The sequence below is a fragment of the Sporosarcina saromensis genome, from assembly GCF_033253735.1.
Taxonomy (GTDB): Bacteria; Bacillota; Bacilli; order Bacillales_A; family Planococcaceae; genus Sporosarcina; species Sporosarcina saromensis.
This window is the reverse complement of the sequence record NZ_JAUBDI010000025.1, coordinates 21,235-44,497: the sequence shown is the minus strand read 5'-3', so window position 1 is coordinate 44,497 and position 23,263 is coordinate 21,235. Positions and strand designations below refer to the sequence as shown.

Sequence of the window (23,263 nt, the reverse complement as noted above, 5' to 3'; positions counted from 1 at the left end):
TGCCGCCGGCTTCCTTCAGATTCCACCTCACGATGAACACCCTTGCCTTAAGCTAACAGTTCCTACTGCCAAGCCTGTAGTGGACTTTCACCACCAAGTTATAGCCCATGCCGGGCGCACAACTAAAAACACTCGGAAATCGCAACTTCCGAGTGTTTTTTCTTTATAGCAGTAAATACGCGATCGGGGTTACGATTAGTAAGGTTAAGATCACACGTTGAATCCAAATGACAATCAATTGCGGAATTGTGAGCGGGATTTCCGTCGACACGATACACGGAACGAGTGCCGAAAAGAAGATAATCGATGATACCGACACAACCGCGATTACAAACTTAACGACTAACGCAGATTCGACGACCAACAATGCTGGCAGGAACATTTCAGCAATGCCTAACGCGGATGCTTTTGCAACTAGCATCGGCTCAGGAAGTTGCAACATCCATGTGAATGGATAGAAAATGTACCCGATCCAATCGAATACGGGTGTAAATTCAGCCAACACAAGCCCCAACAAACCAATTGATAAGATTGACGGCAAAATTGCCATTGCCATCATCAAGCCATCACGTACGTTCGTCACAATGTTTTGCGCAAACGTAGGTGCTTTGGAAACCGTGTCCATCGCTTCATTCCATGCAGTCGCAATCCGTCTCCCTTCCGGCTTCACTTCCGGTTGAGGAGTCGCCCCTTCGTAATATTCGTCTTTGAATGAACGTAACGGCCAAATGTGAACCGTGATCGCTGTAACAAGGAACGTCACGAGTAACGTCACCCAGAAGTACAAATTCCACATACTCATCAAATCCAAAGTCTTCGCTACGACGACCATGAATGTTGCCGAAACCGTCGAAAATCCAGTCGCAATAATTGCGGCTTCTTTCGCCGTGTACTTCCCTTCTTTGTACACCCGGTTTGTAATTAACAACCCAAGTGAGTAAGAACCGACAAACGAAGCAACCGCGTCAATCGCTGAACGTCCAGGCGTTCGCCATACCGGTCGCATGATGGGTTGCAAGAGCACACCGATGAATTCTAACAAGCCATAACTGACGAGCAACGCTAAAAATATCGCTCCAATTGGCACCAATAATCCGACTGGAATAACCAATTTATTTAGCAAAAATGGTCCCATACTCGGTTCAAAAAGCCATGCCGGTCCTACATTGAAGACGAGCATAATGCCAACTCCGAGTCCAACCACTTTAAATACCGAAAATACCCTATTCACCGTCGATTTTTTCCAAGCACCTGAGACGAATGGATACACCGCCCCCGCCAAGATGACAAGCAACGCATAATACGGCAACGCTCCCCCTGCGTGCGTCTGAATGAACGTAACGATATGATCGAGCATAATTGAACTTTTTTCACCGATTGTGACTGGCACGAAAAACATGAAGGCACCGATTGCACTGAACACGAAAAACTTCCACATACCTGGATTTGAACGCACTTTCACCTTTTCTCCCACTTGCTCCATACATTTCACCCCTTCTGAATGTTCCGTTAATTATCCTTTCAAAAATACCGTGAATGAAACGCAAGCTTCATTCACGGCCATTCATCACCCTACAACACGAACGCCTTTTTTCCATACTTTATCGACATGGTTGACGCCAAACAAGTATTGCAGTTCTTGATAATTGCCGATGTCCCACATGACGACATCCCCTTGCTTTCCTACTTCAAGAGATCCGACCTTCGCTTCCATCCCAATTGCGCATGCAGCATTCATTGTCGCTGCAACGAGTGCTTCCGCCGGTGTCAGACGCATGGAAATGCACGCCAAATTCATAACGAGTGGCATCGAGGTTGTTGGCGAAGATCCCGGATTACAATCTGTTGAAATTGCAACTGCGACCCCTTCATCGACCATTTTGCGTCCTTGCGCCGCTTGCTCACGTAGGAACAGTGCTGTTGCTGGTAATAAACAAGCGATGACACCTGCTTCTGCCATCTGTTGAATTCCCTCGTCAGATGCTTTTAATAAATGCTCCGCTGAAATGGCACCGACTTTTGCGGCCAACTCTGCCCCTCCATATGATTCGATTTCATCCGCATGAATTTTCGGGATCAACCCAAGCTTTTTCCCTGCTTCCAAAATCCGTTCAGATTGTTCAGGAGTGAAGACACCTACTTCGCAGAACACATCATTGAACACCGCAAGCTTCTCTTCCGCAACAATCGGCAGCATGTCATTGATGATGCTATCAATATATTCATCTTCCTTGCCCTTATATTCTAACGGAACGGCATGCGCCGCCATGAATGTCGAGACGAGGTCGATTGGATGCGTTTCATTCAATCGCTTCGCCGCCCGCAACTGTTTCAACTCCGTCTCCCAATTAAGACCGTACCCACTTTTCCCTTCAACAGTCGTCACACCATGTATGAGAAATGAATTGAGTCTCCGCGTCGACTGCTCGACCAACTCGTCTTCTGTCGCTTCTCGTGTCATCCGGCTCGTCGCATGGATGCCGCCACCCGCATTCATAATTTCCATATACGTAGCGCCTTCTAGCCGCATTTCGAATTCTCGTTCACGGCTCCCCCCATACACGACGTGCGTATGCGGATCGACAAGCCCTGGCGTTACTAACCTTCCTGAAGCGTCAATCACTTCCGCGTCAGCAGCACGGTCGCCAAATTGCTTCTGTAATTCCTCCGTCGTTCCGATCGCTTGAATGACTCCATCTTCTATCCATATACTGCCGTCTTCAATAATGCCTAGTTCAGACATCTTCTCACGTTTGCGCGGTGCATTTTCACCTGCAATCGTCGCTAATTGTGCTGCATGTTGAATCCAAACCGGTTTCAAGACCGTTCACCTTCCATCATCGGGATATTGACCCCTTTTTCTTTTGCTGTCTGAATCGCCAAGTCATAGCCTGCATCGACATGTCGTGCAATGCCCATGCCCGGATCTGTCGTCAATACACGTTCCAACCGCGCTTCCGCTTCTTTCGTTCCGTCAGCCACGATAACCATTCCCGCGTGTTGCGAATAGCCCATACCGACACCGCCACCATGATGGACAGACACCCATGTCGCCCCACCGACTGCATTGATCATCGCGTTTAAAATCGGCCAATCCGACACAACATCCGACCCATCTTTCATCGCTTCTGTCTCACGATTTGGCGACGCCACCGATCCTGAATCGAGGTGATCCCGTCCGATGACGATCGGCGCGCTTAATTCCCCACTTGCGACCATGTCGTTAATGATTTTCCCAAAACGGGCACGTTCTCCATACCCAAGCCAGCAAATTCGTGACGGCAATCCTTGGAACTGAATTTTTTCCTGCGCCATCCTGATCCAATTGCATAGATGCGTATTGTAACTAAATTCACGTAAAATCACTTCGTCCGTCTTTCGGATATCTTCCGGATCACCCGAAAGCGCTACCCAGCGGAACGGCCCTTTCCCTTCACAAAACTGTGGTCGAATATACGCAGGCACAAATCCAGGGAAATCAAATGCCCGCTCGACCCCTTCATCTTTCGCGACTTGGCGAATGTTATTCCCATAATCGAATGTGACTGCACCTTTATCCATCATGTCGATCATCGCCGAAACATGTGTCGCCATCGAAGCTCTCGACCGCTTTACGTACTCTTCCGGATTGGAATCGCGAAGCGCGGCTGCCTGTTCAAGCGTCATCCCTGAAGGTATATAGCCGTTCAACGGGTCGTGCGCTGATGTCTGATCCGTCAAGACATCTGGATTGAAGCCGCGTGCAATCATGGCAGGCAAAATATCCGCCGCATTTCCAAGTAACCCGATCGACAAAGCCTTCCCTTCCGCTTTCGCTTCTTCTGCTAAACGGATCGCTTCATCCAATGAATCCGTTTTAACATCTGTATACCGCGTCTCAATCCGGCGATTAATACGCGTTTCATCGACTTCGATGCCAATACAAACGCCTCCCGCCATCGTTACGGCCAATGGTTGCGCACCACCCATGCCGCCTAAACCAGCCGTTAACGTAATCGTTCCTTTTAAGGAGCCGCCGAAATGTTGCTTACCGAGTTCCGCAAACGTCTCGTATGTCCCTTGAACAATCCCTTGCGAACCGATATATATCCAGCTACCTGCCGTCATCTGCCCGTACATCATCAAACCCTTCTTATCGAGCTCATGAAATGTATCCCAGTTTGCATACGCAGGGACAATATTCGAGTTAGCAATCAACACTCGCGGTGCATCCGTATGCGATTTGAAGATTGCAACCGGTTTTCCTGATTGGATCAATAGCGTTTCATCATTTTCCAACGCTTTCAATGACCGAACAATCGCATCGAAACTTTCCCAGTTACGAGCCGCCTTGCCGATTCCCCCATACACAACCAATTTGTCCGGGTGCTCCGCCACATCCGGATGTAAATTGTTCATCAACATCCGAAGTGCCGCCTCTTGCTGCCACCCTTTCGTATGTAACTCCGTACCTCGATACTGAACAACCTTCTCCACTGTATCCGCTTTCATTTTCAACCAACCTCCCTTTCGTTACTATCATTCTATAAGGAAAGTTCAGTTAATAGTTTATAGATTGTTTGCTTTTTTATACTTTTTTAGCTGATTGCATAAGCGGATATAATCAAAGTTGTATTCTATAATAATATGTTTGCGTAAACAATAAGATGGTTGGGGAAAAAAAGATAGTGCATATAGTCTTCGGAAAAATCAGTATTTTTAACTCATAGTTTTTTTAAAAAAGTAAGTATATTATTTTAGAAAAGGAGGTAATTTTAATAAAAAAAATATTTTCATTTGCATTAACTATCATTCTATTGTTTGGGTTCAGTATTCAATCAGATGCTGAATCATTAAGAAGCCTTCCTGAATGTAAACCGTTCAATGACACATTATCTATTACTTCACCATTGAATGAACCAGACGATATGAATGCTTTGTGTGGAGGCATGAAAATACTTGGACCAGTCCAAATTAGAAGCACAGGAAGAACAGCCCACCAAATAAAAGCTGAATATGGTTTCTCGTCGAAACATGATTTATATCAAATAACAAAAACAAAGCAAGTTGTGATTGTCGAAAAAGCAACACTTCGAATTTCAGAGTACACCCACTATTACATTACAACGAACTAATGGAGGAGGATGTTTTTGGATCCATTTTTATTAGGTATTTCGGTAACTTCTGAAGCAAAATCTTTTCATAGTAATTGGGGACAAGAATTCAAATTGTTTTCCAGTACAGATATTGATACGATTTTAGGAATAACTAACTCATTTCATTTTAATAGAGGAGATTTTAATTTTTTTAGCCAACATGGGGAGGCAGCTTATGCCTATTGGAGCCGGTTTGTTCGACTATCAGACAATCAAACATCGGCTTGTGCATATGATCACGATGAAGCAGTATTACAATTGTTTAAGAACCTAGAAGTTCTGCTCGGAAATCCAAAAGACTTTAGAAATCGTCTCGATATCATTATGAAGGAATACGATTGTACTTGTCTGATCGAGCTTATTTTTCCAGAAGGGTTAAGTGGGGCGTTATATAAAATTCCTCATAGTCATATAGAATGGCTTGCAAAACTGGAAGTACCTTTTCAATTTCGAATGATTCGTGCAGATATGATGCAGGAGCTATTAGATAGGTGTTGACAAAGAAAGAATCTAGCTTCTTTGACATGTATTCAATTCGTTAATATGCATAATCTCATAATGACCAGGATAGTATTTTAGGATTGGATGTATTTTCAAAGCCAAATACTAAATCCTGGTCAGTACCCTATGCAAATACAACAATAAGTGTAAATCCATCTTTTTTCATCCTCGTAACTCAGCCCACTCTAAACTGATAAGGCGTCCGACCCGTCTCCTCTTTAAACCGCTTACTGAAATAGGTCGCGTGTGTGAATCCGGTCGATTGCGAAACATCTGCGATTGCCAAGTCTGTCTCTCTCAACAATCGTTTGGCCTCAGAGATGCGAATCTCCAATAACGAATTGCTGAAGGACTTCCCTGCTTCACTCGCATACTTTCGGCTTAATGTGCTTTTATGGATATTCAATTCCTCTGCACATGCCGCCAAGCTCCACGTCGCATCCCAGTAATTCGCTTGCATGCGCTCTTGCACTTTATCGACCAAGCTCCCCTCCCGTCGCATCACCCCTTCAGACGTTTGCAGTAAATCGGCAATGAACGCAAGGAACGATTGGATAATTTGGTACATGACTGGCTCTCGAATGACCGTTTCGAATACTGTTCTATAGGCTTGCTCGACAGTTTGTGATTTCACGGAATGTGCGGTCATATACCTCCGCACTTGTGCAAGAATACTCGTCAGTCGGACGCGGACCATTTCGGGATCAGGAAATGGAGCTTCCACCGTTAAAAAGTCTTGTTCCATCCATTCCCGTATGGCTATCATTTGCCGTTTTTCAAGCATCTCCACCCATTTCCGTTGCTCGAGCGGTGACAGAAAAGGATCCATCTCCCGCCAATGAAGCTCTTCTTGTTCCAAAGACAATACATCATAACCGTCATAGAAAATACGTTCATGGAGACGACGCATTCTTTTATACAGTGAACGATACGTTGTACGGCTTTCATCTGTATGTAAATAGATGGTCAGTATTGCATCCGATTGCAGCTTCCATTGCGAATAAAAGATCGTATACGCTTCTTGAAGGGTGTTGAGATCTATTAACCGATGGATGACGAGCACAAAATCAGAAAACGGGAAGATGTCATATGTAGTCGGGAAATCATGCATCTCGAGTTCGCGGACGAGATGGTCGACCTCTTCAATATGTGATGGCGCGATTAAACTCAACAGCACTGGGGTTTGCACCTCGGTTTCGCCGATGAGCAGGTGTTCATACGTTATGACATCGGTGCGTTGTTGGACGGGTCGGTTACGTTGCGCTAATTCGTTCCGCCAACGGAAGCGAATTTGTTGAATGTGTCGGATGAGCCTGTCCGGTTGAAATGGGCGGAATAGGACATCTTCCGCCTTTAAGGATAGGGCTTTGTAGACAGTCTGGAATGTCCGTTCAGATGAAATGCCGAGCCAGACGGCATGTGGCGGGACTTCGAAATCTGCGTCGAGCAATGTCATGTCGATAATATAAAGGTAAGCGTCTGTGGTCGGGTTGTGAACGTCGGCAATTTCCACCTGCACGTCGGTCCATTGTGAAGTGAGGAGCCATTTTAATCCTTGTGCTTCGAGCGGGTCTTTCATGAGCAACACGATGTTCATACGATCACCTTTCTATAAATCGATTGTTGGAATAATCATAATCTAGCGATATACTGTTGGCAAGGAGTCTCCTTTAGAAAGGGATGGTATTGTGAGTGAAACGATTTGGACGGGGAGAATTGATGATACGGAGGACTTTACGGCTTTCCGTTATCATCAAGTAGTGGAAGAACTTGACGTTCGCGAAGCAGTGGATGTTTGTGCGGTTGTCGGATTTGAATGTGAGGAAGGAGTCCGGCGCAATAAGGGGCGGCTCGGTGCAGCGCAAGCTCCTAATGCCATACGGAGTGAACTTGCGAAGTTGCCATGGCGTTTCCAAGAGCATAAACGGTTTGTCGATGTCGGCAATATTACGTGTCGCGGTGAGGAAATGGAAGCTGCACAGCAACAATTAGGTGACATTGTGAAGACATTGCTTGCGAATGGGTCGACGCCGATCATTATCGGTGGCGGTCATGAAACACTTTACGGCCATTATGTAGGGGTACGTGAATTTCTCGGAAAAGGCGCTTCTCTTGGCATTGTCAATATCGACGCCCATTTCGATTTGCGTCCGTACGATGAACAGACTTCCTCCGGCACGATGTTTAGACAAATTTTAGAACACGATGCACATGTAGCTTATTTTGTGGCGGGGATCCAAAGATACGGTAATACTGAGGAGCTATTTAACCGAGCTGATGCTCTTGGTGTCACATACGTTCATGAAGATGAAATGATGCCAGGACAACTGGGGCAGTTAATGAATGCACTGGATGCGTTCATGGACAAGCATGATGCCGTTCTGCTTACGCTATGCACGGATGTCTTGAATGCAGCATATGCCCCTGGTGTCAGTGCTCCGTCCCCATTTGGATTGGAACCAACGACCGTCCGCGAAATCATCCGGAAAGTTGTGGGGCACGAGAAGACGTGCTCATTTGATATTTGTGAAGTGAATCCTTCATTGGATGAAAACAACCGGACGGTTAAGCTCGGTGCGCATTTTGTGAATGAAGCGGTTGCGGGGTTTATGAGAAAGCAGTAGCGAGAAATACAATACGCCCACCGAAAAATTGAATCAAAAAAGGCCTCTTAGATTAAGCGTTCTAAGAAGGCCTTTTTTATCATGTCAATTGTTCACTGAACACCGCCAAGTCTTCAAAACTCGTAATGTCTCTTTGCAATAACGGAACATATAGAATTTCTTGCTCGTTAAACGACTGCTCGATCATCTCCAAATATTTTTGTTCATGCGCTTTCCGTTCATTCCAAAATGCACCTTCAACGTGTTCAGGGAGGACTTTATTGACGACGATTGATTTCACTTCGAGCGAATGCCGGTGTAACAAGTCGATCGCTTTTTCTGTTTCCAAAATTGGTAGACGCTCGGGGTTTAAAACGAACAGGAACCCTGTTGTCTGGCAATCCATTAATAGTTCCCGTACACGGATAAACCGCTGTTGCCTCTCCGCTAATACATCGTAAATAGGATCTTCCATAGGTTCCCCATCATTGAGCAGGCGTGAATAGTTTTCATTTGTCTTCTTTCGCTTTTCCAATAAACCGTGAATCCACACACCCATTAGTTCAGGCAGCGACAACAAGCGAATTGTATGACCAGTTGGCGCTGTATCGAACACGATTTTGTCAAACGACTTTCGTTCTTCCAAAATGATTGTAATTAATTTATCGAACAAAGCCGCTTCGTCCGCTCCCGGAGAAGCTTTCGCTGTATCCAATTGACGATGCACTTCCTCCATCAAGCTTGAATGGACGACACCTTTAATATTGTCTTTCACGCCTGCGATGTATCGTTCCGTTTCAAGCTGTGGATCAATTTCCAGCGCGACAAGCCGCTCCGCCACCTCCACTGGCTTTCCGCCGATCGTTCGTCCGAAAAGATCTCCGACATTGTGAGCCGGATCCGTTGAAACTAACAGTGTGCGGTGTCCTGCTGTGGATAGGCGGTGTGCGATGGCCGCAGCCGTTGTCGATTTGCCCACTCCACCTTTCCCACCGACAAAAATGATATGTTTCGTTAATACATCCATCATTTCCCCTCATTTCAGCAACAGCGGATGCCATGCATCGGAGATTTCTCCATGCCCATGCGCAAGTGCCATTCATGAAATTTTTCAATCATATACGGATACAGTTCCAATGTGTAATAATACGCCGGATTCGGAATGCCAATCATTTCGGAATACAGGAGGAGGAAAAACAGGTCTTCCTCATCCCGCAATTCTGCGGCAATCTCCCGGCGATGCGGCAAACTAATGACTTCTTCGTAGTACAACATCAATCTTTTCAGGGAATCAATCATGGAAACACCTCAATTACTCTTCGTCCACTGAAATCTTTTGATTGCTCGACAAAGCGGAAATCGCCGTCAAAATGATCCAAATTGCAAAGACGAAGATGATGGCACCGAAAATGAATAGAAGCCAATTGGAATTGGACCCGAACCAAGACCACTCAAAGAGGACTTGCTTGAACATAGCGAGTAACGTCATGAATAACAGGAAAATCATCGGAATAATCGCCACTAAATAATTTCTGCCCAATCGTTTCAGCCAAACCGCTATGAGCAGTAAACTGATTCCCGCTAAAAGCTGATTTGCCGTACCGAACAATGGCCAGAGCAAATAGCCTCCAGAACCAAATCCATTTGGACCTTGTGGAAGAAGGACAAGCGCAGCACTGGATAGGACCGCAACTGATGTCGCAACATGCTTCTTCGCAAGTTTCGGCATTTTGTATTCCATCCCTAGTTCCGCAATGATATAGCGCATTAGACGGACTGATGTATCCAATGTCGTCGCTGCAAAGCTGATGACGATGATCGACACGATTGTTGTCGCGATGTCTGCAGGAATGTGTAAGCTCGTCGCTAATTTACTCGCACCTTGTACGAATACTGTCAAACCAGAGCCATTCGCTGCCCCGAAGCTGCTGTACGTTGCAAGGAATGCATCTTTATTCGGGAAGAATGTGATGACTGCGACGATGGAAACGAGTGCTAAAATCCCTTCTCCGACTGCACCAAGATAGCCAACGAATCGTGCGTCCGTTTCTTTATTCAACTGCTTGGATGAAGTACCGGAAGACACAAGGCCATGGAAGCCTGAAATGGCACCGCACGCGATGGTAATGAATAATAACGGGAACCACGAAACATCTGAAGTCGCATTTGTCATTGGAGCAGTAATCGTTGGATTCGCGAACAACAAGCCTAAGTAGAGAATACCCAATCCGACGACGAGCTGATGGGAGTTGATAAAATCACGTGGTTGCAACAAGCGCCAAACAGGCAATGTAGAAGCAAAGTAGACATACACCATCAAGATGATAATCCAGATAAAGAACGCTGATGAAACGGCACCAAGACCGAACAGGCCAGCCCCTTCCGCCCCACCCATGTACTTCACAAGGTCAATTTGCAAGAAGCTCACTTTGCTCGAAACAACAGCCGCAATATACATGACTGCCAAAGCAACTAACGAAGGAACGAGCATCTTCTTCTGGCGTTTGTATACAGCCGTCCCGATCCAAATGGCTAGTGGAATTTGAATGAAAACCGGAAAAACGCTTGCCGGGAATTTAATGAACAAGTTGGAAATGACCCAAGCAAACACCGCATTCACCATTAACACTAAAATAAGGATAATGAACAAGAACAAAATCTTTGCCCGCTGGCCGATCAATTTGTTCGCAAGCGTGCCTACCGATTGACCTTTATTTCTCACTGATAATACGAGTGTTCCAAAGTCGTGGACACCTGCAGCAAAAACGGTACCTAGAACAACCCACAATAAAGCGGGCAGCCATCCCCAATAGACCGCAATGGCCGGCCCTAAAATCGGTGCCGCCCCTGCAACAGACGTGAAATGATGCCCCCACAGGACAAATTTGTTCGTCGGCACAAAGTCAACGCCATCTTTGTACCGATGCGCCGGCGTCACATAATTCGGGTCAAGCCTAAAAATCTTTTCAGCGACAAATTTGGAATAAAAACGGTACCCTAATGCAAAAACAACCATCCCCGCCAATGCAACAATAATTGCACTCACTTTCCCTTTCCTCCATTCCCTCTCAATTTGCACTTCATTCGGAAAAGCCCAAACGAAGGTTTTTCCCGCTTCTGTACTATTACAATCTATTAAGCGGGACAACTACTTATGCCTTGAATTGGAGATTGTGGCGGGAATTAATTGCTAGTTGGAGAGATGGGTCTATGGGCGAGGTGGGGAAAGGTTTAGTAGGAAAATGGTTTACTACACAATGGCGAAATTTTTCAATCAGACATCTGGATCTATTATTTCAAATTCTAAGGAAGCAGCCTTCATATGAAATTCTGTTAGCGGATAATTAAGTAAAATATTAACTTCGAAAAAGGATGCGTCCCCGGATACTTCATCATACAGCCACTTTGCTCCTTTTATATTTTCATCTACTGAGAGCTCTTTTACATTTGTAAAAGTCAACTTTACTTTAATAGATTTTCCATTCTTATAGTGCTCCAAAATCATATAACACTTCTGTTCTTCAGGTTTACACTCAAAACTAATTACTTCTGCGTCATGTAAAGCTTCTTCATGTAAATGAACAACGCTTGTAGAGAGTTCATTTTTTATCGACTCATACCTCTCAATCGAGGCATGTTTTACACACTCCGCCTTTGTATTAAAAGATTCACGCCACTGATTAATTATTTTTAAATTTTCACTTGAAGGATAATCAGTAACTATAGTCTTATCATGGATTAATTTATATAAGGACGTAGGAAGGTACTTCAACAAATCTTCTTTCATAACCTCTAAATGCAGTATCCTGTTATCTATATAGTCCTTTTTGTCCTCTTTTAAGGAATCCATAAACACATTCCACTCTTCCCTCGAAGGCGGAAATGTTATAAATGCAGCTACTTGCATTTCCTCATAAAATTCTTTGGTATAAAATTTCATTTTTTCATCTCCCTTCGACCTAATCATTATTACTTTTATAGAAGTTAATTCATTTATGACCAATTGAATAAAGTACTACAATTAAATACTGCAAAACAATTAGGCTGCGCATTAAGACAATTACTGCACAGCCTGTGAGAGAAACAGATTTAAAGTTGTAACTGATTATGTTAAGCGAGATTACTATAAACAACACGCTGAATAGTTAACATGTTCATTGCTAATAGACTGAATAAATTACTTAGCTTCTTGCTACTTTCGATTACAATATTAGCAGTTGACCTCTACAATCAAACCCAGTTCTTTTAATCGTCCCTTCCATTAAACAACGCGGTGCTTCGGATTTTTCCCTTCCAACACATCCGTAATCGCTTGCATACTGACACGCATCATCTCCATTCTCGTTCTTACAGATGCACTGCCGATATGCGGAACTGCCGTAACGTTCGGCAACGACAATAATGGATGGTTGCTTGGCACCGGCTCTGTTGCATAAACATCTAGCCCAGCTGCCCAAATGGTCCCCTTTTTCAGCGCATCGTACAAAGCATCTTCATCCACAATGCCACCTCGTGAAGCACTAATGAAAGTGGCGGTCGGCTTCATCAATGCCAATTCTCGCGCTCCAATCATGCCAGCCGTCTCGTCCGTGTACGGCGCTAACATGACGACGTGGTCTGACTCAGCTAGCAATTCGTCCAATTCTTTGCGCAGCGCTCCAAGCATTTCTTCCGCCTCGGCATTTCGGCTACGGTTGCAATACAGCACTTCCATGCCAAATCCTTTCGCACGTCGCGCAACCGCTTCCCCGATCCTTCCCATGCCAATAATACCAATTGTTGTTCCCCACACATCCTGTCCTGTAAAACCGAGCGGTGACCAAGATGTCCATTCTCCATCCCGCAAAGCTCGTTCAGCAGACGTCATCCGGCGAGCTGCCGCCATTACCAAAGCGAACGTCAAATCCGCCGTCGTCTCCGTTAGCACGTCCGGCGTGTTCGTCACGACGATACCCCTTTGCTTTGCCGCTTCCGTGTCGATATTATTAAAACCCACTGCCAAGTTGGATATGACTTTCAAGTTTTTCGCTACGCCCATCAATTCTGCATCAATCGAATCAGAAATCATTGTCAACAAAGCATCCGCTCGTTCGCTTTCTTGTAATAAAACATCTCGTGGTACCGCGACTTCTTCTGATTCCCACATACGTACCGTAAATTTCTCTAGTAACGGTTGTAGCACTTCGTCTGGCAACTTTCTGGTAATATACACACTCAGCTTCATTATTGCTCCCCCCAACGGATTTTCCCTCAGTTTATCATGCGGTGAGTGGAAGATGAAGACTTATCAGGTAAATCAGAAGAATAATAGAGGGGGTTATCAGTCGAGTTCACAACGTATTCGATTGAATACAGAAAGTTATCAATTGAATAGCCGAAGTTATCGATCATATAATGAAAGTTATCACCATTTCATGACCTTCGAACTATGATGTACAAGCTGCACAGACCCTTTATTTGTCAAAGGCTTTCTGCGAGAGCTGCTTATTGCCTGGCCTTCCAATACTCCGCGGAACGCGTCATCGAATATCAATTTTTTATCCCATCGCGCCACATGCACTTGACCAATTAGTATTTTCTTCTCCGAGCAATTCCCCTATCAATCACTTTCCATCTTCTATCAATCACTTTCACATTTCTAATGAACATTTCATAACTTACTACCTACCGCCACACCAACAAAAAAAGCGCTTCGCCGACTTTTTCCAAGCCGCAAAGCACTTCCTTCATCCACCAATATAACTCATATTAATCTTCTTCCGATTTTTCACGGTCTGTTCTGTCCGTTCGTCAGAATACCGATCCGCCCGACGTTCCCAAACGCCAATCAGCTGATCCATCACTTCTTCATCCGACAAACCACTTCGAATTAATGCCCGCACATCAAATCCATCCGAAGCGAATAAACATGTGTACAATTTTCCTTCAGACGATAGTCTCGCGCGCGTACACGTTGAACAAAACGACTCCGACACCGACGTAATGAAACCAACTTCCGCCCCATTGTCGACATAGCGATATCGCTTCGCCACTTCACCAAAATACGCTTCTTCTGCAGGCTCCATCTCATATTTCGCAGCAAGCCGCTCATAGATCTCCTTCTTCGTGACAACACTGTCAAAACTCCAGCCATTGTCATTACCGACATCCATGAACTCAATATAGCGGAGCGTAATACCACGCTCTTTAAAATAAGCAGCCATCGGAAGAATTTCGCTTTCATTGACACCTTTTTTCACAACCATATTCACTTTCATTGTGAAACCGATGTCCTTTGCACGATCGATATTACGTAGAATAAGGTCCGGTTTAATCCCACGGCCGTTCATTTCACCAAAAATATCCGGATCCAACGCATCGAGACTCATATTCAAGCGCCGCAAACCTACGTCGTACAACGCTTGCGCCTGTTGCCCCAACAACACGCCATTTGTCGTCAACCCAATATCTTCAATCCCGTCAATCTTCGTCAGCTTCGCAATTAACGTTGCAATATCCCGCCGCATAAGCGGTTCCCCACCCGTCAAACGAAGCTTCTTCACGCCAAGCAAAGCAAAAATGCGTGCCAACCGCTCGATTTCCTCAAAGGAAAGCAGCTCACTTTTCGGCAAAAACACATAATCATCACCAAACACTTCTTTCGGCATGCAGTAAGAGCACCGGAAATTACAGCGGTCCGTCACCGAGATGCGCAAGTCACGGATCGGTCGACCTAATTTATCGACAATCGTTTGCATAACCGTCCACTCCCTTCAAACGATCTGGCGTATTCACATTCATGAACTCCGAAGCATTTTCCGTCAAACATGCTCCTTGAACCCAACGCACGCCAACTTTTTCTTGCACGGTCATCACCCGTCGCTGCCCTTCCAGCAACGCACTTTTTAACACTGATTGCGCATCTCGATCCCACACCGATACGAGTGGATGATGCTTCCCTTCTGAAATGACTGCTGTGACACCGGACACATGACATGCAACTAACCGGCCAATCGTTTCAGCACTCAACAACGGCATATCGCACGGCAGCACAATGTATCGTTCCGCCTCGATAGCTTCCATTCCAGATAAAATCCCAGCAACCGGCCCTTGCCCCGCAAACGCATCCACATCTGTAATTACAGAAAGCCCACTTGGAAATGCATCCACTAATTCCGACCGCGTCACGATCACTATCTCGTCACATAACGGGCTCAATGCACGCAGGGACAACTCATAAAACGAAGCGCCATTCCATTTTGCAAAAGCTTTCGGCGACCCAAACCGTCTTGATAAACCACCCGCCAGGAGGATACCGACCGTTTTCATCAGCCACCACTCACCGGCGGAATAAACGCGCACACATCACCTGAATGGATGACATCCTCTTTCAACGCATACTCTTCATTCACCGCCACTTGAATCGTGTCTGCACCAAATCCAGGATACGTCGCCTCCGCCCAGTCCAACAGTTCACTGACTGTCATTGAATCGCGATGGAGTGTCTCCTGTCCTTTACCGGTCAATTCCCGCAGTCTCGCGAAATAATGCACTTGAATCATGCTTGCTCCACCCCCTTTTCCGGATACTTCTTTTGTGCCCCAATCCATTCTTCTCCGTCTTCCCAAATTTCCTTTTTCCAAATCGGAACAATTTCTTTAATCCGGTCAATCGCATATTCATTCGCTTCATATGCCGCCTTACGGTGAGGGGACGAGACCGCGATGACGACCGCGATATCTGAAATTTGCAGTTCACCGATCCGATGAGCAATGGCCACGCGAATGCCCGGCCATTTCACTTCCATCTCCGCCCCGATTTGTGCAAGCTTCTTTTCCGCCATTGGTATATACGCTTCATACGAAAGGTACAACGTTTTTACGCCATGCGTCCACTCTCTCACGTTACCTGTGAAGATTGTGACGGCACCTGCTGAAGGATGCAATACATAATCAGAATACTTCTGGATATCAATCGGTGTTTCGACAATTTCAAACGGTTTCATCGCCATTCCCCTTTCCGATCCACTCTATGAACCAGTCATCGATTTGTTCAACGTGCTCACGTGAATGAATATGTATGCAATCAACGTTCATTGGTGCATAGCCGATGACAAGTTGCCGACCTTGCACAAGCCGCAACGTTTCCCATTCCGCTTCATCACGTACAAAGACGACTTTTTCACCCACTTCCGCTTTATACCCTTCAATCAATAACACGTCGGGCGTTCCGTAACGAGCCAACTGCTTTAATTGCACAAAATCCGGCTCTTCATTCCAAACAAACTGCACGGCCCCGCCGCCCGCAACGAGCGTAGCGTCAGCACCATTCGCCATAAATTGCATCGTGTCCGTTTTTCGATCCGGCATATCGGGTTTTCCACCATGTCCGTGATGCTTCAAAACAGCAACTGTAAACCCTTTTTCCTTCAATATACGGACCCATCGACTCATAAGCGTCGTCTTCCCGCTGTTTTTGTAGCCGACGACATGGAGCGTTTTCATAACGTCCACTCACGAACGCCTTGTTCACTGCCAAGTAGGAGAATATCGACGACATCTCCGGCTTCATAACCACGCGTTCCGCTCGGCAATACAATGAGGCAATTCCCTCGCGCAATCGAAGAAACGGCGTTTGATTTATTGAAACCCGCAGGTACTGCCACAACCCCATCCGGCGTGTATGCCCAACTCGCACGAATGAACCGCGTAAACGGATTCGGTTTCGTGAAATCTTCGCCTAATGTCGCGGTCATCCTCGGCATATAAGGGGCTGTATCACCCATCATCTGAAGAATAGCAGGTCTCGTAAACAGCTCGAACCCCGTAAAGCACGCAGACGGATTGCCTGAAAGTCCGAACAGCAATTTCCCGTCCAACACCGCGACAGTCGTTACACTCCCTGGACGCATCGCGACTTTATTGAATAACACTTTCGCTCCGAGCCGCTCATAAATGGCAGGCAAGTAGTCGTAATCCCCGACAGATACCCCGCCTGTCGTAATGAGGAAATCCGTCTCTTCCAGCGCCTTCTTCACGACTGTTGTGCAATGATCGAGCTCATCCGCCGCCATCCCGTAAGAACGGTACGCGATGCCCATCCGATCGAGCTGAGCACGAATCATCGGGCCATTGGAATTGCGGATTTTCCCCGGTACAAGTGCATCCGACACATCTAATAATTCCGTTCCTGTCGATAAAATACCAGCAATCGGTCGTCGCGCCACTTTCACTTGTGCATAGCCGAAAGTGGCAAGCAAAGCAATTGTTCCTGGATGAATAAGCGTTCCTGCTTCAATCAGTTGTTCACCTTTCTTACAGTCTTCACCTTGATAGGAGATGTTTTCACCTGGTTCAAACGGCTTCCGCAACGTGAATCCAGTAGCTGTTTCCACCGTCTGCTCCAACATGACAACAGCGTCCGCGTTTTCTGGCATTTGCGCACCTGTCATAATCCGATATGCTTCCTTTTCACCGATCGGCCGCTCTCCAACAAAACCGGCACCAATTTCACCGACAACGTTGAAAGCGATTCTAGAATCGCCCGTCGCTCCAGCAGAATCAATCGCACGAATTGCAAATCCATCATAAGGCGATCGATCAAAAGGCGGTACATCATGTTTGGCGATAATGGGTTCAGCTAAAACGCGGCCATACGCATCTTCCAAATCAATTACTTCCGTACCAATAGACACCACTTCATTCATGACACGCTTCACAGCTTCTGCAACACGTATCGGCTTTCTCATTTCCACCATACGATTCGTCCCCCTTCTCTGCTATACTACGAATAGATTCAATGTATAAGATTATGTATGATTTTATTTACAACCCTCACGAAAGGAATGAACAACATGTCCGAACTCACACATTTCAACGAACAAGGTCGGGCCAAAATGGTCGACGTATCCGACAAAGCAGTCACAACACGAACAGCCATCGCCACTTCTTCCATCCGTGTAAATGCAGCAATCCATGTGCAAATAACAGATGGGACGAATAAAAAAGGAGATGTCTTTGCCGTCGCACAAGTTGCCGCGATCATGGCAGCTAAAAACACGGCATCACTCATTCCGATGTGCCACCCAATCCCATTAACGGGTGTAAATGTTCACTTCGACTGGCACATCAACGAAGCCGACAACCTTTACGAAATCCACATTCAAGCAGAAGTGAAGACGAAAGGTGTCACCGGTGTCGAGATGGAAGCCCTCACCGCCGCATCCGCAGCCGCATTGACCATATACGACATGTGCAAAGCAGCCGGAAAAGAAATGGTCATCGGGCCCACGATGTTAATGAAAAAAACCGGCGGCAAAAATGGCGACTTTGAGCGAACGACTGAATAATTTATCGGGTTCAAGCTGGAAAATAATTATTTCTATCATCGAAGCTTGGTCACTCACAATTCGAGAGTTGTCGCCTACCATGGAATCAAAGCCAAAAGCCCTTTACGGAGTCTTTTACGTGCAACCTACCGAGCATTTTCGACGGGCAAGTCTTTATCTCAAATGCTTTGTCAACTCGTGAACGATATGGTGCAATTCAGGGAGGATCAACTTATCCATCGCCAATTCTACCGCTTTGGAAGAACCCGGCAACGCAAATAACACCTTTTCCTCTATTGCACCCGCGGTCGCACGGCTTAACAGCGCTTTGGATCCGACATCTTCCGTATAACTTAAAAATCGGAACAATTCTCCGAATCCATCAATTATTTTGGAGAATAAAGGTGTCACCGCTTCAATCGTAATATCACGCTTGCCGATTCCAGATCCGCCTGTAATGATAATTACTTCAATTGTAGCATTTTTCGACCATTTTTTCACGATGTCTGTAATCTCTTCCTTTTCATCAACACAAATCTTGTAATCTTCAATCTGATGTCCAGCCGCCTCCGCCTTTTGAATAATCGTTCCACCACTTTTATCTGTTTCCTTCGTCCGCGTATCACTAACTGTCAACACAGCGATGCCAATCGAGCTTTTCTTATCCATTTCATGCAGATGTGACAATGATTTCACTCCTTTATCCAAACAATTGATGGTACAGCTTTCTTCCTTCATTTCGATCTCTTAATCCGTGAATTAATAAACGGCCGTTTTCAAATAACACACATCGATACCCTTCTGCGTGGAATTCAATGAAATACTTCGTTGTTCTATAGGTAGAACCAAGCCGTTTTGCCACACGTTCTCCATCTTGAATGGACAATCGTCGATTGCTAGCAGGAATGACTTGGACCGTCTCTCTTCCGCAAAGCACCGCATAGTTTGTCCCTTCCGTTTGATGAATCGATGGATAAGTTGGTGCCGCGCCACACGTTTCGCACTGCTCATTTTGCAACCGAGCGATGCCTGCTTCCACTTGTGTATTATGCCAAACATCAAAATGGAGAAGCTTTGTCATCATCGCATCTTCATTGCCCGTCAACCATTTCAACGCTTCTGCAGTCTGTCTTGCCGCCACTGTTTGTACAGCTGGCGCAATGATACCCGCCGTATCACACGTTTCATTCACAGCCGGAAGAACTGGAAGTAAACAACGAAAACAAGCAGTCTTACCAGGAATAAACGGAAAAACCGTCCCCGAACTGCCGACGCATGCCCCATAAATCCAAGGAATTCCACGCTTCCAAGCGACATCATTCATGAGCAGACGCGTTTCAAAATTGTCCGTCGCATCCATAATAATAGCTGCATCCTTGACGTGTTCTTCAAGAAGCGATCCATCAACGTGATCTAACACAGGACGAATCTCGCAATCTTGGCGGATCTCCTTCAGTTTTCTTGCTGCAGCAACTACTTTAGGCACTCCGTCCAACGCATCCTGTTCTGTAAACAGTTGCTGTCGTTGCAAATTGGACATCTCTACATAGTCACGATCTGCAATGGTCAGCTTTCCAATTCCAGCACGTACAAGCATTTCTGCAATCGGTGAACCTAATGCGCCACAGCCGATGACAACAACATGCGCTCGTTTTAACCGTTGTTGCCCCTCCTGCCCAATCGGTTTGAACAACGTCTGACGTGAATATCGATTTTCCATGTCCCCTTCACCCCCATATTCTCACTATTATCCAGCAATCGCACAGCTTTGTTAATTGAATCATTCCCCGAATAAACCCTTAGTTTGTCAAAGGCATTTAGCGCGAGAGGAAACTCCAGCTACAATAAATTCCCCGCGCTACTAAGATCAGCACATATCCAGCCAATCGCGGCATAAATCAATGGAACTCCGCATTAACTCGCCAATCGAGGCATACTTGACTAAAACGGCGCATATTCCAACGAAACGCGGCATAATTCTCAAAATCGCCGCATAATCCAGGCCGCCCTCTATAAGTAAAACCCTTAGTTTGTCGAAGGCATTTAGCGCGACAGAGGAAACTCCACCAACAATAATTCCCCGCGCTACTAAGATCAGCAGCACATATCTAGCCAATCGCGGTATAAATCAATGGAACTCCGCATTAACTCGCCAATCGAGGCATACTTGACTAAAACGGCGCATATTCCACCAAAACGCCGCATACTTCTCAAAATCGCCGCATAATCTAGCTAAACGCCGCATATCCAGGCCGCCCTCTATAAGTAAACCCTTAGCTTGTCAAAGGCATTTAGCGCGAGAGGAAAGTCCAGCTACAATAAATTCCCGCGCTACTACTATCAGCACATATCCAGCTAATCGCGGCATAAATCAATGGAACTCCGCATTAACTCGCCAATCGCGGCATACTTGACTAAAACGGCGCATATTCCACCGAAACGCCGCATACTTTTCAAAATCGCCGCATAACTAATCAGCCAACACTATGTAAAATCCCTTCACCATTCAAAAAGTCAAAAACTTCTTGCGCAAGGCATATTCAACTAGCTCTGGCCGACTTTTCAACTGAAGCTTTTCCATCAATTTCGCCTTATGCGCTTCCACTGTTTTCACGGATACATACAACATTTCAGCGATTTCTTTATTGCCATAGCCTTTGGCGACGAGCGGCAAAATTTCAATTTCCCGTTTCGACAAAATCTTATACGGATCCGTTTCTCCATCCTGCTCTCGATTGTCAAGTCGTGTAACGAACGAATTAGCCATTGATTGCTGGATGTATTGTCCACCTTGATATACCGTACGAATTGCATGAAGCAACTCTTCGTCAGGCGCATTCTTCAACACGTAGCCCGACGCCCCGTTCTTCATGACGTGATGCAAGTATTCTTCATCGTCATACATCGTCAATATGACGATTTTTGTTTCAGGAAAATTTTCTTTTATTTTCCCCGTGGCAATTAACCCACTTTCCCCGGGCGGCATGCTCAAATCCATCAACAAGATGTCCGGCTGGTGTTTTGCCACTACATCATACGCTTCCAAGCCATCCGCCGCTGTCGCTACAACTTCCATATCTTTTTGGAAATTAAGGATATGCATGAAGCCACTGCGCACGACCGCATGATCATCTGCAATGACGATTTTCATGTTTCATCTCCCCCTTTTAAAGGCACTTTCAGCAAGACGACAGTACCTTTCCCTACTTCTGACCGGATCTTGAATTCCCCATTCACAAGATCCGCCCTTTCTTGCATGCTATAAATGCCAAGGCCCGTACCTTTCGGAGACATCTCTTGCATCCGGAACCCCTTCCCTTCATCCGCGACGAATAAATGAAGGTAACCTGCTTCCTCATGCAAACGAACGACAACTTCATCCACTTCCGCATACTTCAATGCATTAAAGACAGCCTCCTGGCAAACGCGGTAAACAACCGTTTCAATTTCATTTTCATAACGCTTCGTCTCTAAAGTCGCTTGAAAATTCACGTGAAGTCCATAATTCTTCTCAATCCACTTGAAATGCGTTCGGAACGCGGCCTCTAATCCTAAATCATCCAAAGTTGCCGGCCTTAACTCGACAGACAAATGACGGATATCGTCCAACAAACGCATTAGCGACCCTTCCGTCTGTTTCACTTTCTGCAACACATCTTCTTCGATTGTCATATATTTCAACACACGCAAGTCGACTAACGAACTGAGCATCTCCTGCGCTACGCCGTCATGTAGCTCACGCGACAACCGTTTCCGCTCATCTTCCTGCGCTTTAATGACCCGCTTCATCATCATTTTTCGGTTTAATTCGTCTTGTGTTCGATACTGATCCGTCAAATCACGCAACATGAACACCCGTACTCCAGTCGCTTCATCGATCGTCTGAATACTCGCCGAATAAGGGATGACACCCCTTCCCTTTGTCTCAAAATACACTTGGAACGAGCCAATATCCTGATGTGGTTCGGACATATAACACGCATGGCAAGTCTGCACTTCATCCGCACTCATATACCCTTTACACGTCCGACAAATCGCCTTCGTGCTCCCCGCCACCATTTGCTCATATACATCTTTCTCCAAAATCTTTTCTGCTGCCGCATTCATCGACAACACCTTCCCCTGCCGATCAAAAAAGAAAATCGCCTCATCCGACTTCCCATACAGCTGCAAAAGCAAATTGGCCAACTGCTCATTCGACGCATCCATCATTCAAAAACCCCTTTGATTTTGGCACTCATTCTTAACGCACCCGAAAAATCGTCCTTCTATACAGAATATACCGCCTATAAATATTATTCAATGGCTTGAGTTGGAATCGTAACTACTAACGATGTAGTCGTTGCTGTAACAACGTGAGAAGTTCGAGATTCTCCGTTATCACCGTTTTGAACGAGTTTACCACCGATACTCAAGCCGTTATCACCGTTTCCAAACACTTTACCACCGATTCTCGAGCCGTTACCACCGTTTCTAAGCACTTTACCACCGATTCTCGAGCCGTTACCACCGTTTCCAAGCACTTTACCACCGATTCTCAAGCCGTTATCACCGTTTCCAAGCACTTTACCACCGTCTCCACGAGTTAACCTCTGTTTTGAAACGTCACTCTCTCCTTCCCTATCAAATATCCTCTTATTCCCCTAAGAAATTTCGTAACAATACAAAAACTGTTATACTGAATAGAAAATAGAGATTTTTGTAGAAATGAGGAATGT

General features: G+C 45.7%; 25 protein-coding genes. 4 read left to right on the top strand and 21 right to left on the bottom strand.

Going from position 1 to position 23,263, the window contains the following annotated elements; all coding sequences use genetic code 11:
* Positions 1-163 precede the first annotated feature (163 nt).
* The 3 genes from QT711_RS17580 to hutU form a co-directional block, all read right to left on the bottom strand.
* Entirely contained in the window at positions 164-1,483 is a 1,320-nt protein-coding gene (locus QT711_RS17580; RefSeq protein WP_317946414.1) for a YjiH family protein, read from the bottom strand.
* Positions 1,484-1,567: 84 nt separating this feature from the next.
* Positions 1,568-2,821, bottom strand: a complete 1,254-nt coding sequence (gene hutI / locus QT711_RS17575) for an imidazolonepropionase (RefSeq protein WP_317946412.1) — start codon at positions 2,819-2,821, stop codon at positions 1,568-1,570.
* Positions 2,818-4,491 (bottom strand): urocanate hydratase, encoded by a 1,674-nt coding sequence (hutU, locus tag QT711_RS17570; protein WP_317946411.1) that lies wholly within the window; start codon positions 4,489-4,491, stop codon positions 2,818-2,820. Before hutU ends, hutI begins: the two co-directional genes overlap by 4 nt.
* A 305-nt stretch (positions 4,492-4,796) precedes the next feature.
* On the opposite strand from hutU, the gene QT711_RS17565 reads away from it, so the two are divergent.
* Both QT711_RS17565 and QT711_RS17560 read left to right on the top strand, forming a co-directional pair.
* The gene (locus QT711_RS17565) at positions 4,797-5,114 is read left to right on the top strand and encodes a hypothetical protein (protein WP_317946409.1); all 318 of its coding nucleotides are present in this window, start codon (positions 4,797-4,799) and stop codon (positions 5,112-5,114) included.
* Positions 5,115-5,129: 15 nt separating this feature from the next.
* Positions 5,130-5,633: a hypothetical protein gene (locus QT711_RS17560; protein ID WP_317946407.1), complete on the top strand. Its 504-nt coding sequence runs from the start codon at positions 5,130-5,132 to the stop codon at positions 5,631-5,633.
* Positions 5,634-5,811: 178 nt separating this feature from the next.
* Here the strand turns inward: QT711_RS17560 and QT711_RS17555 are convergent, their stop codons facing one another.
* A complete protein-coding gene (locus QT711_RS17555) occupies positions 5,812-7,233 on the bottom strand; it encodes a helix-turn-helix transcriptional regulator (RefSeq protein WP_317946405.1) in 1,422 nt (473 codons plus the stop codon).
* An 88-nt stretch (positions 7,234-7,321) separates the two neighbouring features.
* Between QT711_RS17555 and hutG the strand changes: the two genes are divergently transcribed.
* Positions 7,322-8,260 (top strand): formimidoylglutamase, encoded by a 939-nt coding sequence (gene hutG / locus QT711_RS17550; RefSeq protein ID WP_317946420.1) that lies wholly within the window; start codon positions 7,322-7,324, stop codon positions 8,258-8,260.
* A gap of 79 nt (positions 8,261-8,339) precedes the next feature.
* On the opposite strand, the gene QT711_RS17545 is transcribed toward hutG, so the two are convergent.
* From QT711_RS17545 to QT711_RS17495, 11 genes are all read right to left on the bottom strand, one after another.
* A complete protein-coding gene (locus QT711_RS17545) occupies positions 8,340-9,266 on the bottom strand; it encodes an ArsA family ATPase (protein WP_317946403.1) in 927 nt (308 codons plus the stop codon).
* A gap of 14 nt (positions 9,267-9,280) precedes the next feature.
* Positions 9,281-9,538, bottom strand: a complete 258-nt coding sequence (locus tag QT711_RS17540) for a cory-CC-star protein (RefSeq protein ID WP_317946401.1) — start codon at positions 9,536-9,538, stop codon at positions 9,281-9,283.
* A 13-nt stretch (positions 9,539-9,551) separates the two neighbouring features.
* The gene (locus tag QT711_RS17535; protein ID WP_317946400.1) at positions 9,552-11,285 is read right to left on the bottom strand and encodes a carbon starvation CstA family protein; all 1,734 of its coding nucleotides are present in this window, start codon (positions 11,283-11,285) and stop codon (positions 9,552-9,554) included.
* A gap of 228 nt (positions 11,286-11,513) precedes the next feature.
* The gene (locus tag QT711_RS17530) at positions 11,514-12,179 is read right to left on the bottom strand and encodes a DUF4085 family protein (protein ID WP_317946399.1); all 666 of its coding nucleotides are present in this window, start codon (positions 12,177-12,179) and stop codon (positions 11,514-11,516) included.
* A 321-nt stretch (positions 12,180-12,500) separates the two neighbouring features.
* Entirely contained in the window at positions 12,501-13,463 is a 963-nt protein-coding gene (locus QT711_RS17525) for a 2-hydroxyacid dehydrogenase (protein ID WP_317946397.1), read from the bottom strand.
* Positions 13,464-13,965: 502 nt separating this feature from the next.
* A complete protein-coding gene (gene moaA, locus QT711_RS17520; RefSeq protein ID WP_317946395.1) occupies positions 13,966-14,976 on the bottom strand; it encodes a GTP 3',8-cyclase MoaA in 1,011 nt (336 codons plus the stop codon).
* Positions 14,957-15,547: a molybdenum cofactor guanylyltransferase gene (gene mobA / locus QT711_RS17515; RefSeq protein WP_317946394.1), complete on the bottom strand. Its 591-nt coding sequence runs from the start codon at positions 15,545-15,547 to the stop codon at positions 14,957-14,959. Before mobA ends, moaA begins: the two co-directional genes overlap by 20 nt.
* Positions 15,547-15,780, bottom strand: a complete 234-nt coding sequence (gene moaD / locus QT711_RS17510) for a molybdopterin converting factor subunit 1 (RefSeq protein ID WP_317946392.1) — start codon at positions 15,778-15,780, stop codon at positions 15,547-15,549. Before moaD ends, mobA begins: the two co-directional genes overlap by 1 nt.
* Positions 15,777-16,223: a molybdenum cofactor biosynthesis protein MoaE gene (locus tag QT711_RS17505; protein ID WP_317946391.1), complete on the bottom strand. Its 447-nt coding sequence runs from the start codon at positions 16,221-16,223 to the stop codon at positions 15,777-15,779. Before QT711_RS17505 ends, moaD begins: the two co-directional genes overlap by 4 nt.
* A complete protein-coding gene (gene mobB, locus QT711_RS17500; RefSeq protein ID WP_317946418.1) occupies positions 16,210-16,722 on the bottom strand; it encodes a molybdopterin-guanine dinucleotide biosynthesis protein B in 513 nt (170 codons plus the stop codon). The genes QT711_RS17505 and mobB overlap by 14 nt, the downstream gene beginning before the upstream one ends.
* A complete protein-coding gene (locus QT711_RS17495) occupies positions 16,719-17,975 on the bottom strand; it encodes a molybdopterin molybdotransferase MoeA (protein ID WP_317946390.1) in 1,257 nt (418 codons plus the stop codon). Before QT711_RS17495 ends, mobB begins: the two co-directional genes overlap by 4 nt.
* Positions 17,976-18,071: 96 nt before the next feature.
* Here QT711_RS17495 and moaC point away from each other — a divergent pair, with 96 nt between their 5' ends.
* The gene (gene moaC, locus QT711_RS17490) at positions 18,072-18,566 is read left to right on the top strand and encodes a cyclic pyranopterin monophosphate synthase MoaC (RefSeq protein ID WP_317946389.1); all 495 of its coding nucleotides are present in this window, start codon (positions 18,072-18,074) and stop codon (positions 18,564-18,566) included.
* Positions 18,567-18,719: 153 nt separating this feature from the next.
* Here moaC and QT711_RS17485 read toward each other — a convergent pair whose 3' ends face one another.
* From QT711_RS17485 to QT711_RS17460, 6 genes are all read right to left on the bottom strand, one after another.
* The gene (locus QT711_RS17485) at positions 18,720-19,214 is read right to left on the bottom strand and encodes a MogA/MoaB family molybdenum cofactor biosynthesis protein (RefSeq protein WP_317946417.1); all 495 of its coding nucleotides are present in this window, start codon (positions 19,212-19,214) and stop codon (positions 18,720-18,722) included.
* Positions 19,215-19,245: 31 nt separating this feature from the next.
* The gene (locus tag QT711_RS17480) at positions 19,246-20,265 is read right to left on the bottom strand and encodes a ThiF family adenylyltransferase (protein ID WP_317946387.1); all 1,020 of its coding nucleotides are present in this window, start codon (positions 20,263-20,265) and stop codon (positions 19,246-19,248) included.
* A 147-nt stretch (positions 20,266-20,412) separates the two neighbouring features.
* Positions 20,413-20,661, bottom strand: a complete 249-nt coding sequence (locus tag QT711_RS17475) for a hypothetical protein (protein WP_317946385.1) — start codon at positions 20,659-20,661, stop codon at positions 20,413-20,415.
* Positions 20,662-21,051: 390 nt separating this feature from the next.
* Positions 21,052-21,696: a response regulator transcription factor gene (locus QT711_RS17470; RefSeq protein WP_317946383.1), complete on the bottom strand. Its 645-nt coding sequence runs from the start codon at positions 21,694-21,696 to the stop codon at positions 21,052-21,054.
* Positions 21,693-22,754: a sensor histidine kinase gene (locus QT711_RS17465; RefSeq protein ID WP_317946381.1), complete on the bottom strand. Its 1,062-nt coding sequence runs from the start codon at positions 22,752-22,754 to the stop codon at positions 21,693-21,695. The genes QT711_RS17470 and QT711_RS17465 overlap by 4 nt, the downstream gene beginning before the upstream one ends.
* Before the next feature lie 86 nt (positions 22,755-22,840).
* Positions 22,841-23,110, bottom strand: coding sequence for a hypothetical protein (locus QT711_RS17460; RefSeq protein ID WP_317946379.1), 270 nt, complete (start codon positions 23,108-23,110; stop codon positions 22,841-22,843).
* Between the last annotated feature and the right edge of the window lie 153 nt (positions 23,111-23,263).